Origin of the sequence: Breoghania sp. L-A4, assembly GCF_003432385.1 — a bacterium.
Lineage (GTDB): Bacteria > Pseudomonadota > Alphaproteobacteria > Rhizobiales > Stappiaceae > Breoghania.
This window is the reverse complement of record NZ_CP031841.1, coordinates 1,415,260-1,429,731: the sequence shown is the minus strand read 5'-3', so window position 1 is coordinate 1,429,731 and position 14,472 is coordinate 1,415,260. Positions and strand designations below refer to the sequence as shown.

The following is a 14,472-nucleotide window of genomic DNA, read 5'->3' as shown; positions in this document are numbered from 1 at the left end:
GGCGGATAGAACCTATGCGATGGAAAATCACAATCGCAACAAGATCAGGAAGGCGCTCGGCGACACACCGGTCGTCACGCCCGGTATTCCCGATAAATACGAATTCATGCAGCCCCAATTGGTCGCGCTGCTCAAGGAGCGGTTGCCGCGCTACGCTGATTGGCTGCGCATGATCATGATGATCGCCATGGTGGTGATCATCATAGTCATCTTCGTCATCATCTTCGTCATCATCGTCGGCGCCGACGTCGGCGTCATGGGCGCCATGGCGGCGATGATGGTGCCGATGGTGTAGGCATTGTAGCTGCGGTGGGGCGCAAGCCCCCGGTACCGTTGCACGGCCCCTTGGTCCCGACCGGTGGGGAGGGACGGTGGCGACATTCTAACCTTTGCGTGCATGAAATACGCGAAAGTTAGAAATTCTTGACATCTGATGTGAAAAATTATAACTATCCCGTAGGTAAAATACGCGAAAGTTAGAAAATTGCTCTATCTCGTCGGCGAAAACCTCGACAAAACCCGTGCCCACTATCAGGCCGAAACCGGCAAGATCGTGCAGCTCATGCGCGGCATCTATGTCGATGCCGACGCCGATGCCGATGCCAGTGTGCTCAGGCATGCGATCCGGATCGCCCGCTATCTCTATCCGCGGGCCTATCTCTCGGCCGCCAGTGCCGTTCTGCTCGCGCCGACGCGCGATGGCCGGCTCTTTATCAGCGGGCCGCGCAACCAGCGCACCCGGATCAGGACCCTGGAAATCATCCAAAATGCTGCACCCGATCACCCGGCTGTTGCCAGCGCCACCATCGATGACGGGCTAGGAGAGTTCCGAACCAACGTCTCGTCCATTCGTCAGCGCTTTCTCGAAGCCTTCCGGCTGCGCAGCGAACACGCTGCCTCTATTGATGAAGCGATGCGCGCCGACATCGCGCAGCGGCTGGTTGCCGAGTATGGCGATCCCAAAGCAGCCGCTGATGCACTCTGGGCGCTGGCCCGTGAAAACAAATGGTATCGCGAAGGGGAGCAGGCCGAGCGCTATCTTCTCCATACGCCAGCTGAGATTGAGGTTCGCAATGAGGCGGCACTCGATTTCATCGTCGCCTGGCATGGGACCCACATCGGGCATCTCTTGTATGACGGCTTTGAATGGCGCTGGAAGCCAGACAAAGGGTTCGATCTGGCGCTGATTCAACAGCGCGTTCCCGGCAAGCTGCCGCCCTTCATTCTATCTCTTTTGCCCGAAGGGTGGCTGGAGCGTGTCCTCAAGGAAAGTGACGAGCGCGCCGTTCTGCGCTCGGGCAAGCGCTACATGTCAAATATAACGATCAGCACCAAGGCTGCCGATCTTGACGCCTTGCCCGCAGATGTTCTGGTCAGTCGTCTGGACGACTTCAAAACCGGCGGCATGTTCACCGGCACCTATGCCGGCCCAAGCCGCGGCGACATCGAGCAGAGCTTCGAAGAAAAGCTCGCGCGCCTTTACGCCAGCGCCGACACACCGCGTCTGTCCGGCGTCCAGATCAAGGCGCCGATGTTCCTCAGTGAAGACGGGAAACTTGTTCCCAGTACCGGCCTGCCTTTTACGCACATACTCAAACCTGCCGGGACCAGCGGCTTTCAGGCGCTGCCGGTGATCGAGTTTCTCGCCATGGCGCTTGGCCGCCATGCCGGGCTCGACGCGCCGTCGACGGCGTTGACCGTTATGCCGGACGGCATGCCACCGGCACTGATCGTCGAGCGCTTCGATATTCGCACTTCGACGGATGACACGCGGCGTCTCGTGCTCGAAGATTTGTGCTCGGTCCTCGATCTTCCCCCCGACGCCAAATATGACGGCACGGTAGAGCGTATCGCCCGCGCCGTCAGACCGCTCTCGACCAATCCCGAAGCCGATCTGCTGCTGGTGCTTAAACGCGCATTATTCGCCTGGCTCATTGCGGACGGAGACATGCACCTCAAAAATCTCGCGCTGCTCAAGATCGCGCAGCCGGACGCACGCAGCTTTGAGACCGTGGGGCTCGCGCCGCTGTATGATGCCGTCACCACGGTCGTCTTTCCCGGCCTTGAGCATGACCGCATGGCCCTGAAGATAAACGGCAAGGATAATCGCCTGCGCCGCGCTGACTTCCTTAAGATGGCAGCGACGGCCGGCCTGACTGCCACGGTAGCGAACCAGGCGATCGAAGAATTGCTTTCAGGACTGCGTGCGGGCGTTGACGCGGTCACCATTCCGGATGTCGCCCGCATAGACGAAGACATTGCCGGCAAAGCCGAGCAGATGCTCGCAATCTGTCGTGAGCGCATCGGCGAATTCAAATGATGTTGGACCTTATCCTTCCGAGTGAATCGAACTTCACGTGGGTGATCGAAGCAAATACGGCACGTCCACTTCCCTGCCTCTTTTTCCAGAAGCCGCCATTCCCCTCACGGCCCCAATCCGGCCGTTTGTTCGGCCCGCAGCGAACGACCGATTTCCGCCCTTTGTGGGCGTTTGTTCGGTTCGCAACGAACGGCAGCATTGCAGATTGGACCGAGCACCGACGAACGGCCGATGTGGCGGCGCGAAACGGTCCTTAATTGAGTGGCTATGCGAAGAGGTTCATCTCAATCTGGGCAACCGCTGGTTCCACCGTCTCGATCTGAACAATCCGACGCCGGACCACTCCACCATTTCAAAAAACAGGCATGGGCGGTTCCACAACAGCGACCTACTGGAGCACGTCTTCAAAACGGTCGTGGCGCGTTGAATCGAGAAAGGGCTGGTGAGCGGGCAGCGCCTTGCCGCCGACACGAGTCTGATCCAGGCGGACACCAACTGGCAGAACTCCGCGCCGCAATTGGAGTGGGCGCCTGACAAGATTGATCCTTCTATTGCCCCGCGAGCGGTCAGGGAATATCTGGAGCCGCTCGATGATACGGCCTTCGGTGCGGCCAGCCCGGTGGAGCCGAAGTTCACCTCTCTTTCCATTCCGATCGGCTTCATGCCATTGTACGTTGCGTCATTTTCATGAACTTGGAAGCAGTGGATTGGCGTTTATTTTGATACGTTTCGGAATTTTCGGGATGATTTACTTTTTCGGACGGCGCAAGCGAGCAGAAGACACAGCCTCCTCCACGGAACCGGATCAACATCCGGTTCCGCAGGAGCGGTGGCGAGGCGAGCCAACGTCGGCTCGCCAGGAGGCAGGAAGAGCAGTTGCACGCTGGATCGTGCCGGGCCAACTGGTCGTCATCGCCGGAATTCGGATTACAGACGGCAACTTCTATTTGGGTTCGCTCCTCGGCGCGCCCGACCATTCCGGGCCTGACAAGGCGCTGGTGAACCCGCATTTGACTGTCGGCAACGACACTGATCACAGCGGCGACACCATGCCGTATTGGCCCTCTTACAGCGAGGTCCACCCAAACGCTCGGCGCAGTTACCTCACGTGGCTCGCCTCCGATCGCGACGATCCGGCGACCTACATCGGATACGTCTTCCTCTATTTTTATGGGCTCGAGCGCCGGTTCTTCCTCGATGACGCGCCCAGTGATAACGCATTACTCATCGCTGAGGTTCGTCGGCTCCTGTTGATCTATGGCGAGAACGATTCATTCAATCGCTATGCGACGCAGTTCCTCGAATTCGCGCATTCGATCACCGGCACTCTCGATACGAGGCCCGACATCGACGCCAGGCCTCGCTCCGGCTACGGCTATGAATTCCCCTTGCCGGCACGGCTCTATCTCGGCACCCGCCTCGACAACGGCCACACTTTCGACGCGGACGATTGTCTCCTCTGGCTCGTCTCGTCTCCCGACACACGTCTGCGGACACCCGCGAAACGGTGCTTCGATCTGTTCCGCCCCTTGTGGCGCATCCGCTTCCGCGAACGCCACCCTGACGGGCTCGCGGTCCGCACACCGAAGCGGACTCTGAAGAATATCGGCTACAGGGCCGCGAGCGGCACATTTACGGCAAATCTGACCGGGGCCGAAGCGCTGCCCGACATCGCGGCGCTGACAGGGCCGTTGAAAGGGCTCAAAGCAATCGCCGAGACCTGCACGAGCGAACTGGAGAGCTACAGCCGCTTCATAGGCAAGCGCCCCGGCGCGGCATATGAGACGGAAGCCGCGGTCCTGCTTCCCAACGCCTTGCTGAAGGCCGAGGACCACAATCCGCTCAAGGCTCTGGCCGGAAAACTTACGGATGAGTTGGGATATCGCAAGACCGGCAGGCTTGCGCTCGCCCGGCTCTGCGAGACAATTGGGCTGGACGCGCCACCGGAAGGCAAAGTGCCTGCCGCTCATCTGAACAGGCTGGGCGCGGCACTCGACAGGCTGGACATCGGCTTTGAGCCGGACCGGCGCTACGGCGCGATATCCCCACCCGCTGATGGAACAATCGTCTTCTTCCGCGCGTCCAGTGCGGGAGCTGTCGACAGCGGGAGCGCCCCGTTCCGGGCCGCGCGGACCGTGGTGGAGATCAACGCGCTTGCCGCCCTGGCGGACGGAACGGTGGATGCCAGTGAAGTGGCGGCGTTGCAGGAGGAAATCCGGGCAATTCCGGACCTCGGCGCCATGGAGCGCGTCCGCCTTCTCGCCTATGCTAGCGCACTCCTGGCCGGGACTGCCAACAGCCGCGCCTTGATGAAGGGAATCGGCAACCTCAGCGACGCGGACCGGCATCGCGTTGCACAAGCGGCGGTCGCCGTCGTCCTCGCCGACGGCCACGTCTCGCGCTCGGAAGTCGTCTTCATCGAAAAGCTATGGAAGTCGCTCGGCCTTCCCCGGGACGAGCTTTACAGCGCCCTTCACAGCGGTACCGTCACCGCGGATGAACCTGTGACGGTCCTGCCTGAGACATCCGAGCGCGGCCATACCATTCCCCGGCCCCGAACGGCCGAAAAGCCTGGGGTGGAAATCGACAGGGCACGGCTCGCCCGCATCGTGTCCGAGACCAGCGCCGTATCCAGCCTACTGGCCAATATCTTCGTCGAAGACGACCGCCCGGCCGCGCGGTCCCGCTCACGCGCGAATGTCGGCCCGTCCCCCTTCAACGGCCTCGACAGCGAACACGGCAATCTGTTGCTGTTTCTGCTCAACGAGGAACGTGTGGATCGGTCGGCATTCGAGTTCCGCGCAAAGCAGTTGCGGGTTCTACCGGACGGCGCCATCGAGACGATCAACGAATGGGGCTTCGAGATCTACGACGAGCCCATTCTTGAGGATGAGGACGAACTCGCGGTCATCGCCCATCTGCGGCCGCTGCTGGAAGACGTGTGTCGGGAAAAGAGGGAGATGGAGCTATGAGCACGCACAAGCCGATCCGCGGCAAGGACCAGGATACGATCCTCCAGGCGCTGGCCGCGGGCGTTGTGCCCCGCGCGGGTCTCCAGCACATTCAGGTCGGCCGCGTCGGCGAGATCTCGGCTCTCGTGCGCGACATCGACCGGATTGCCGAGGGCGGCGCAGCGCTTCGTTTCATCATCGGCGAATATGGGGCCGGCAAGACCTTCTTCCTCAACCTGACACGCCTCATCGCGCTCGAACGCAAGCTGGTGACGATCCATGCCGATCTTGCTCCCGATCGGCGCATTCATGCAACCGGAGGCCAGGCACGTGGCCTCTACGCCGAAGCCGTACGCAATATGGCAACCCGCACCAAGCCGGACGGCGGGGCACTGGCCAGTGTGGTTGAGAAATTCGTCACCGAGTGCGCGCGTGAGAGCGAGCATCTCGGTTCGTCTGTGGAGCAGACAATCGATGAACGGTTGGCGCATCTGCAGGATCTGGTCGGCGGCTACGATTTCGCCACCGTGCTCAAGGCCTATTGGCGCGGCAGCGAGGGTGACGACGAGATCCTGAAAGGCGCCGCCCTGCGTTGGCTGCGCGGTGAATATTCGACCAAGACGGAAGCGCGCCAGGCGCTTGGTGTCCGCACGATCATCGACGATGCGGATGTCTATGGAGGATTGAAGCTGCTGGCGGCCTTCGTTCGGCAAGCCGGATATTCGGGGCTTCTCGTGGTGTTCGACGAGATGGTGAACCTCTACAAGCTGCAGAGCGCACAGGCGAGAAACCAGAACTTCGAGCAAATTCTCGCCATGCTGAACGACGTGCTGCAAGGCGGTGTCTCGGGCCTCGGTTTCCTGTTCGGTGGCACGCCTGAATTTCTGATGGATTCGCGCCGGGGTCTGTACAGCTACCCGGCTCTGCAATCGCGCCTAGCGGAAAACGCCTTCGCGCGCGGCGGACTGGTCGATTTCACCGGCCCCGTCATCCGCCTCCAGAGCCTGACGCCGGAAGAGCTGCTCGTGCTGCTCGGCAACATCCGCAAGGTATTTGCCCTCGGCGATCCGGAAAAGCATCTCGTGCCGGATGAGGCGCTGGCAGCATTCATGGATTACTGCAACCAGCGTATCGGGGAGGCCTATTTCCGCACCCCGCGTTCCACCATCAAGGCCTTCGTCCAGTTGCTGGCCGTCCTGGACCAGAACCCGGGAACAAATTGGCGGACGTTGCTGGGAGAAGTCCAGCTCACCGCAGACATAGATGACGGCGCCGAGGATGAAGGCGACGCGAGTTACGGCGCGGATGACGACCTTGCCTCCCTCCGTCTCTGAGGCCGCCTTCGACCGGCTGCACCCGGAGATCCGCCGTTGGATCTGGGAGCAGAACTGGTCGGAGCTGCGTGATATGCAGGAGAAGACGATCCACGCCGTTCTGGAAGGAACGGACGACGTCCTGGTCACCGCCGCGACGGCCGCGGGCAAGACGGAAGCAGCCTTTTTGCCGGTCCTGACGCGGATCGCCAACCACGAGGGAGGCGGCCTTTCCGCGCTCTATATCGGCCCGCTGAAGGCGTTGATCAACGACCAGTTCCGCCGGCTGGAGCCCTTGTGCGATCGCCTCGACATTCCCGTCGTTCGCTGGCACGGGGATGCTCCCTCGGGCGCCAAGACGAAGGTGCTGCGCAACCCCTCCGGCATCGCGCTGATCACGCCGGAATCGATCGAGGCCTTGTTCGTCCGGAAGCCCGACGCCGTGCGGTGTCTCTTCGGCGCGTTGGATTTCATCGTGATCGACGAGTTGCACGCCTTCCTGCAAGGCCCGCGCGGCCTGCATCTGGCGAGCCTGCTGCGCCGGATCGATGCGTTCGCGGACAAGCGCGCCCGCCGGATCGGCCTGTCCGCCACGATCGGCGATCTCACCATCGCGGCACGCTGGCTGAACTGGGAGGCCACCGCCGACGTCCAGATCATCGAGGCCACGTCCGGAACGCCGGAACTCAAGCTACAGATCCGCGGCTACGTGGAGCCCGCGGACGTCGATTTCTTCGACCTCGTCGAGAACGAACAACCGCCTGCACGGGCACTCGATGAGATCGGCGACCACATGTTCGCGACGCTGCGCGGCAGCAACAATCTCATCTTCGGCGGGTCGCGCAAGATGGTCGAGACGATGACTGATCGGCTTCAACGACGAGCCGAGCGCCATGGGACTCCCAACGAGTTCTTCGCCCATCACGGCAGCCTCTCCAAGGAAGCGCGCCACGAGGTTGAGGCGCGGCTCAAACTGGGCTCTTTGCCAACCACGGCGGTTGCCAGCACGACATTGGAACTCGGCATCGATCTAGGCTCGGTCAAATCGGTTGCACAGATCGGCGCGCCACGCTCGCTCGCCTCGCTGAAGCAACGGCTCGGCCGCAGCGGCCGGCGCAAAGGGGTCCCGGCTATCCTGCGGATCTACATTCGCGGGCCCTACCTGGTGCCCGAAAGCGGCCCACTCGACCGCCTGAGGTTCGACCTTGTACAGGCCGTGGCCGCGATACGGCTCTTGCAGGCGCGCTTTATCGAGCCGCCGGAGCCCGATCCGGCCATCGTCACGGTCGCACTGCACCAAACCCTGTCGATCATCGCTGAGTGCGGCGGTGCGCGGGCAGATGCACTCTATCGCGCAATCTGTGGGTCCGGACCGCTCTCGGCGCTTGCGCCCGGGGACTACGCCACCTTACTGCGCCACATGGCATCGCTCGATGAGCCGCTGCTTGAGCAAGCACCTGACGGCACGATCATGCTTGGGCCCCAGGGCGAACAGCTGACGACGGCACGCGACTTCTACGCCATCTTTCCCACAGACCAGGAATGGCGGCTCGTCGCCGGCGATCGCTTTCTCGGCACGATCCCGATCTTCAACAAACTCGGCCCGGGATCGATCCTTCTGTTCGCCGGGCGCCGCTGGCGCGTCGAGACGGTCGACGACCACGGCAAGGTGCTGCAGGTCGCGCAACACAGGGCCGCGAAGGTGCCGCTGTTCGAAAACAGTCCCGCGGAGCAGGCCCATGATCGATTGATCGAGGAAATGCAACGGGTCTTGCTTGACGATGAAATACCGGCCTATCTGGACACAATCGCCGGCCAGATGCTGACTGAGGCGCGAGAGGCATACCGGGACCTGCGCCTGAACCGAACGAACGCAATCCCCGAGGACGACAGCACCCACCTCTTCACGTGGCGCGGAAGCAAGGCGAACGAGCTTCTTGCCCTGTATTTTCAAACCGCTGGCGTGAAAGCGTGGCCGCACGAGGCCGGCATAACCCTTGGCGACACGGATTGCGACGAGGCGCGACGGCTGCTCGAGCACATGGCGGCGAGCCCCACGCCCACGGCGGAGGCGCTCGCGGATTTCATCGAAAATCTGGGCGACGCCAAGTACGACGAATACGCGCCATCTTCCGTGCTGCGGCGCCTTTGGGCGAGCGAACGGAAAGCGCTGGCGGCAACGTTGCCTGCAATCGCATCAGCGATGTTGTCATGAAAGCAGAGCTGCTGTCGCATCTGCGAAACCGCCGATTGTACGTCGGGTCGAAACATCGAGAGCCACGCCAATCCGGAGCATCGGAAAGACAATCCGCTGAGCGCAGCCAAGAATAGCCAGATTGGCGCGACCACGACGTAGGAACGCGAATTTTAGCTCGCCAACCATCGGATGTTTCAGGCCGCGAAGCGCTCCCGGGCGGCCGACAGGTCCATGGAAAGATACCCCGGTCGATCACAGTGCGGGGCAAGCCGCACCGGAGCGTTTTGCGGCGCCAGCCTTCCAAACGGTCGATCAGTGTTTGAGACAAACCGCCCATGTGCCGGCAGCAGGCCACGCTATTTAGCCCGGCACTTTAGCTCTTTAGGCTTTGCGTTTCGTGTCAGACTGGCGAGATCCTGCGCGGCCGCGCCCCCGCAGGTGGTTTGGGCGGATACGGTCCCTAAATCCGGGGGGCCCGCCTGCCCTCGCCGCGCTTTGACCGATACAGCCCCGGTTGAGGCTGCGGTGGCCACCCTGCCTCCTGTCGGGGGCCACACGGACCGGCAGGACCGGCAAGGGGTGCTTCGCGTGGCGGTCCTGATCCCCTCGCCAGCCCTGTCGCGGCAGGACCGCCCGATGAGACCACCGGCGCGGGCATGGCACCCCTGCCGGTTCTTTAGCGCCTCAACCGCTGAGTTTAGCGGGCTGGCCTTTTGCCCCCAGAGGCCTCAACTCGCGATGCTGACCGCATGACCTTCACGCACCGAGACGGTGCCTTGCCGGCCAGCACCCTGCCCCTGTTCCATGAGTTCCTCGATCAGATCGGAGATCCCCATGCCGAGCCATGGCTCAAACGGCGCGCGTGGTCCGGTGACCGCATGGCTCGTCAATCGCGGCCGCAGCAGGGCTGCAAGGAATGCCAGGGCAAACCGCCAGTCGCGATAGATCGACCAGGCGTGGGCCACGACTTCCAGCGATGGGCGCAACTCCAGATCGCAGCGATGCGGCACGTCGCGTAATCCCCGTTGCCCCCGCTCCACCCGCTTGACCACCTCCGGCTTGCCGTTGGCCCCGATAAAGGGGCGCAGTTCCGGCTCATAATCCCAATCCGGCCGTGTGCCCGCCATGCCGTAGCCCAGAACAAGCCGACGCTCGTGCTCGTCCATCCCGCGCAAGGCCTCGCCGACCAGCACCGCGTCCGGGTGCATGGTGCCCTTCCCGTTCGCGCGCCCGAACGTGTCGACCCTGGTGCCCAGCTGCAGGATCGTCTCCACACTGTGCCAGCTCGACCGCAGCCCCTCCGGCCCAAAGCCACCTTCCGACAGATCATGCCCGACCGCCTGATCACGCAACGCCCAATGCACCAGATCCTCGATATCGATTGATTTCATAGCCGGAACCACCTTCTGTTCACATTAGGGACGCTGGGGACGATGGGGACGCAACAAAAGACGCCATAATGGCCTTACTTCCCTATCTTAACATTCTGATTTATATAGTTATTTTGTCTATTCTCGATGATCTAGGGAAGGTAGGGATGATGAAAGTGAAGAAACGCATGAGAGAGAGAATTGCATTTCCCCCAGACCCCGCTTTCAAGTCTCACGCGCGTACCCGCAATTTGCGTCCCTAGCGTCCCTAGCGTCCGAAGCCCTTGTTTCCCTTCGTACTTCCCAAGGGCAGCAAGGCGACGGGGCATCCGCTTGCGCCCCCAGCGCCCCTGATTTGGGCGCATTGCCCGCTCACTCGCGGCCGTCGGGGGTGTAAGAGGGGATCGGAGCGGAGCCAAAATCGCTCCTGAGACGAATGCCGCGATAGACGGTGTTGCCGTTCGTCTTGGCCTTGGCGAAGCCGAGCTTTGAGGCCTTGCGTGGCAGCTGCCGATTGAAGGTCGAGGCGGTCCAGTGATTGAACGCGGCCTGGTCACAAAATATCTTGTAAGCGGTGTAGAGCGCGCCCGGCGTCATCACGTCGTTCGGGTCGCCGGTGATATCACACGCCGCCGCGATGAATGCCCCGACAGGGTCGCTTTCCTCGCGATAGCTGTCGGTCGCGGCGCGCACTTCGTCGGGCACCTCCAGCCCATAGGTCAGATAGTCGAGCGCGCCCTCGATCATCCAGTTGAGGACGCCGGCACGTTCCGCCCACAGCTTGTCCGGCAGCCCCTGGTCAACGTCCTCGCGCGGGATCTGGATCTCCCACGGTACCAGCAGCACCCGGCGCCAAATCCCGTCGTCGGTACCACGCACATCCGGCTTGTGGTTGCCCGAGATCACCAGCTTGAAGGTCGGATAGACTTCATTGAATTCCGCGTGCAGCCGCCGGATCAGAATGGGCTCGCCGCCCGTCAGTGCCTTGACCACGCTTTCGCGCAGCTTCATGCCTTGCTCCGGCTCCGAGGCCCGCACCATGCGCGCGCCGGGCAGCCGGGCCAGGTCCGGGGTCGCCTCGCCGCCCTTGCGGCGCTCGTCACCGGCCAGTGTTTCAAAGGGCACTGTCGTGGAATAATCACCCAGGATGCGCGACACCAGATCGACCAGCGTCGACTTGCCGTTGCGGCCCTCGCCGTAGAAGAAGGCGAACACCTGTTCGGTCGTCAGCGCCGTCAGGCAATACCCAAAATAGCGCTGCAGAAATTTCCGGATCGTCTGGTTCGGCTGCACCCGTTCAAGAAACTCATGGAACAAGGGCGCCGACGCGCCGGGGCTGTGGTCGACCGGCATCAGTTTGGATATCAGATCGCGCCGATTGTGCTCCGACGCCTGGACACCCCATGCGTCGGGAACCGTCGGATGAAGCCCCTGCACAAGCCGGATCGTGCCGTTCTGGCAATTGATCGCCAAAGGGTCCGCGTCGAGATCAGAAACCGTCCAGCTGACATAGGGCGCGCCCTCGCGCAGCATGTTGTCGAGCTTGCCGCTGGACCCTGACGTCTTGCCGTAACGCCGGCGCCCGGACTTGCGCCCCTTCAGCGCCTTTTCCGCGTCCGCACCCTCAGCAACGATCCGCTTCAAGCCCGCGTCCGCCGCCTTGTCCTCGCTGCGTGTCAGCGCGTCCGCAGCCTCCTTGGCCGCCTCGATCGCCTTTGCCTCGAAGGGTGCTGCATCGATCAACCGCGCTTCCAGCACGATACGCTCGACCACCTGGTGCGCCAGCGGCCGGATCAAACGCCCCTCGACATCTTCCGCCCAGCGCATGCCGTCATAGACATGCCAGCCGATGCGCGCGACGTAGAGCACGCCATCGCGATTCCAATGCAGGAACCGGCGCCCGTTGCCGATATCGGTTTCCGGTTCCGCGGCGCAAAGACCGAGAATGGCCTCATTGACAGGTCCACTGCCGCCCTCATGGCTTTCGCTTGCGGGGGGTGACGGAGGGGCGGTGTCATCGCCGCCATCCGTTGGGCCAAAGTCATAGGCCTCGGCCGCATCAATGCGCGAGACGATTGCACCATAGGCTTCATGGTCATCGCTCATGGCGCCCCTGGTCCGCTGTAAACATCCGCGCGCTTGGTCGACGCCGCCGGCCTGCGCAATGGATCGTTAAAATCCTCATCATCATCCGCCCAGGCACTGCGGATCGTGCGGCCCGGTTGCATCCAGCGCCGTGCCGCCCGCATGTGGACCTGTTCGGCCGTGAAACGATCGCTGTCGCCATCGCCCAGCATCAGGGCCTCAATGATCGTCTCAGGAAGCATGAGCGCCCGCTCGTCGTTGGGATGAGGCTCCGGTCCCGGCACCCGTGAGGCGCGCAGCTGGCCGGTGCTGGTCGTCACGGTCATGGTCGGATGCTTCACCGTGGCCACCGCCTTGCCGCCCAGGTGCTGCAGGTCGACCGAGGCCGCATAGCCGGTCGTGGTGAGCCGCGCCTGCCCGCGTACGCGCAGCTCCGCCTGCCACACCGAGCGCACCGTCTCGATCCCCTCGCCGATCACCAGCCGCTGAAAAGCCTGACCATAGCGACGCGGGTCATGCAGCAGGATCCAGCCGCGTTTCTTCGAGCCGCGGATTTTCTTGGCCGGCAGATCCTCGCCGGTGACCGGATGCGCGAGGGAGAGTTTTGCGCCGGGTCGGTCCTTGTCGAACCACGTCATATGCACGCCGAGGAACCGTCCGTCAGGACCCGTGATCGCGGCCAGCATCGCCGGGCCGGAATAGATCAGCACCGGCCTCTCGCCTTTCTTCAAAGGCGGCAGCCAATAGGGACACTCGTGCAGATAGCGCAGCGGCGCGTCTTCCGGCGCACTGAGGCCGCGTCCGTGGAAATAGAGAAGATTGCCCGGCGAGGTGACGAAGCCGCGCCCCGCTTTCCAGATCCGATAGGCCTTGCGCCGCTCTTTCTCGCGAAACGCGTTCTCGGCTTTCTCGCTCGCCACCTGGCGCGCCGCGCGATCCGCTTGCCGCAGCACCTCTTCTGCCGGGTCCGGTGGCGGCGCATCCGCACGCCCGCCAAGCAGCTCGACGGCTTCGACAAAAGACAGCCCGTGCCGTTCCATGAGGTATCGAATGCCGTCGCCGGCCGCACCGCAGCCAAAGCACTTATAGGTGCCGCGCCGGTCATCGACATGGAAGCTTGCCGTGCGCTCCGCATGGAACGGGCAGCACGCCCAATGATCGCCCGCGGAGACATTGGACTTGGACGCATCCCAGCTCACATCGCGACCGACGGTTTGCGAGATCGGGATCGCCTTGATGCGATCGAGTTCTGACGCCGAGAAGGTCATTGCCACCGCCCCGCAATCCGCGTCTGTCTCGGAGCTTTCTCCCGCGACGCACTCGTGGCCACCTCGCCGCGCTGGCGCCGTGCGACGGCCGCACAGAGTTGTCCTAGCCGGCACTTCATCCAGCGGTTTTCCGCTTCCAGAAAATTGGTGTAATCGGCTTCCGCGTCGGTTCGCTCCCACCGCCTGCGGGCACGCTCCATCGCCATGGCAAGGGCGCCTTCTTCGAAACTCGTCAGCATGGCTCGCCCTCCCCCTTCCATTCCATCAGGATCGACCAGGCGCCGTGATGTGTGCCGTGCAGATCGTCCGCGACGACCCAGCCCGCAGCCAGAAAATGAACGAAGTCCGTCAGCAGGACGTATCGCAGCCAGCGGATCATGGGCGGGCCTCCAGCAACTCGGCGAAGCGGATCAAAAATTCGGCGCTCACCATGGTTCCCCAGGATTTGCACAACGTACCGCTGGCCGTCGTCCGGCAGACTGTCCAGTTCGGCCTCGGCCTTTGTGAGCAAGCCCCGCAAGCGCTCAATCTCGGTGCGGTCGAGCCGCGGCCCGGTGCCGTCGCGCGGCAGGCAAAGCCGCACGTATTCCGCACCTGTTTCCAGCCGGACCGCATGCGCGCCGATGAAGGGTTCACCGCGCATCGCGATACCGCTCGGTGATTTGGACGGTGCGCCCGGACCGGGTCTCCACAAGGCTCAGCACGCCTTTGACGGCGAGCCGGCTGGCCAGAACCGCCGTGACCGAGCGCGACATCGCGCTCACGGTCGCCAGGCGATCGATGGAGACCGCGCCCGCTTGCGCCTCAGTTGCGACCAGACGCAAAAACGTGCGTTCATCGCCGCCCATCGGCGGCAATGCATCCAAGGGCCAAACTGCCGTGACATAGCCTTGCGGCGTCGCGTGAAACGCCACCTGTCTTGAGACCACCAGTTCGATCAGAACGGTGGAGGCCGAACGCAGGTGCAA

General features: G+C 62.9%; 11 protein-coding genes and 1 pseudogene. 6 read left to right on the top strand and 6 right to left on the bottom strand.

What is annotated here, in order from left to right; translation table 11 throughout:
- Positions 1-19: 19 nt before the first annotated feature.
- From D1F64_RS06670 to D1F64_RS06645, 6 genes and pseudogenes are all read left to right on the top strand, one after another.
- On the top strand, positions 20-295 hold the full coding sequence (locus D1F64_RS06670; protein WP_117411792.1) for a hypothetical protein: 276 nt from the start codon (positions 20-22) through the stop codon (positions 293-295).
- Between the two features lie 189 nt (positions 296-484).
- Positions 485-2,320 carry a type II toxin-antitoxin system HipA family toxin gene (locus D1F64_RS06665; RefSeq protein WP_117411791.1) on the top strand — a complete coding sequence of 612 codons (1,836 nt, stop codon included), beginning with the start codon at positions 485-487 and terminating at the stop codon, positions 2,318-2,320.
- Positions 2,321-2,585: 265 nt separating this feature from the next.
- Positions 2,586-2,972, top strand: a pseudogene (locus D1F64_RS24330) (transposase); the annotation flags it as partial.
- A 55-nt stretch (positions 2,973-3,027) separates the two neighbouring features.
- On the top strand, positions 3,028-5,292 hold the full coding sequence (locus tag D1F64_RS06655) for a TerB N-terminal domain-containing protein (protein ID WP_162901357.1): 2,265 nt from the start codon (positions 3,028-3,030) through the stop codon (positions 5,290-5,292).
- Positions 5,289-6,605, top strand: a complete 1,317-nt coding sequence (locus D1F64_RS06650; RefSeq protein WP_117411788.1) for an ATP-binding protein — start codon at positions 5,289-5,291, stop codon at positions 6,603-6,605. The genes D1F64_RS06655 and D1F64_RS06650 overlap by 4 nt, the downstream gene beginning before the upstream one ends.
- Positions 6,550-8,799 carry a DEAD/DEAH box helicase gene (locus D1F64_RS06645; RefSeq protein WP_248304645.1) on the top strand — a complete coding sequence of 750 codons (2,250 nt, stop codon included), beginning with the start codon at positions 6,550-6,552 and terminating at the stop codon, positions 8,797-8,799. Before D1F64_RS06650 ends, D1F64_RS06645 begins: the two co-directional genes overlap by 56 nt.
- Before the next feature lie 710 nt (positions 8,800-9,509).
- Here D1F64_RS06645 and D1F64_RS06640 read toward each other — a convergent pair.
- The 6 genes from D1F64_RS06640 to D1F64_RS06615 form a co-directional block, all read right to left on the bottom strand.
- On the bottom strand, positions 9,510-10,172 hold the full coding sequence (locus tag D1F64_RS06640) for a hypothetical protein (RefSeq protein ID WP_117411786.1): 663 nt from the start codon (positions 10,170-10,172) through the stop codon (positions 9,510-9,512).
- A gap of 351 nt (positions 10,173-10,523) precedes the next feature.
- Entirely contained in the window at positions 10,524-12,257 is a 1,734-nt protein-coding gene (locus D1F64_RS06635) for a phage/plasmid primase, P4 family (RefSeq protein ID WP_117411785.1), read from the bottom strand.
- The gene (locus D1F64_RS06630) at positions 12,254-13,504 is read right to left on the bottom strand and encodes a CHC2 zinc finger domain-containing protein (RefSeq protein ID WP_117411784.1); all 1,251 of its coding nucleotides are present in this window, start codon (positions 13,502-13,504) and stop codon (positions 12,254-12,256) included. The genes D1F64_RS06635 and D1F64_RS06630 overlap by 4 nt, the downstream gene beginning before the upstream one ends.
- A complete protein-coding gene (locus tag D1F64_RS06625) occupies positions 13,501-13,743 on the bottom strand; it encodes a hypothetical protein (RefSeq protein WP_117411783.1) in 243 nt (80 codons plus the stop codon). Before D1F64_RS06625 ends, D1F64_RS06630 begins: the two co-directional genes overlap by 4 nt.
- The gene (locus D1F64_RS06620; protein WP_117411782.1) at positions 13,737-14,147 is read right to left on the bottom strand and encodes a hypothetical protein; all 411 of its coding nucleotides are present in this window, start codon (positions 14,145-14,147) and stop codon (positions 13,737-13,739) included. Before D1F64_RS06620 ends, D1F64_RS06625 begins: the two co-directional genes overlap by 7 nt.
- Positions 14,137-14,472 (bottom strand): hypothetical protein, encoded by a 336-nt coding sequence (locus tag D1F64_RS06615; protein WP_162901356.1) that lies wholly within the window; start codon positions 14,470-14,472, stop codon positions 14,137-14,139. The genes D1F64_RS06620 and D1F64_RS06615 overlap by 11 nt, the downstream gene beginning before the upstream one ends.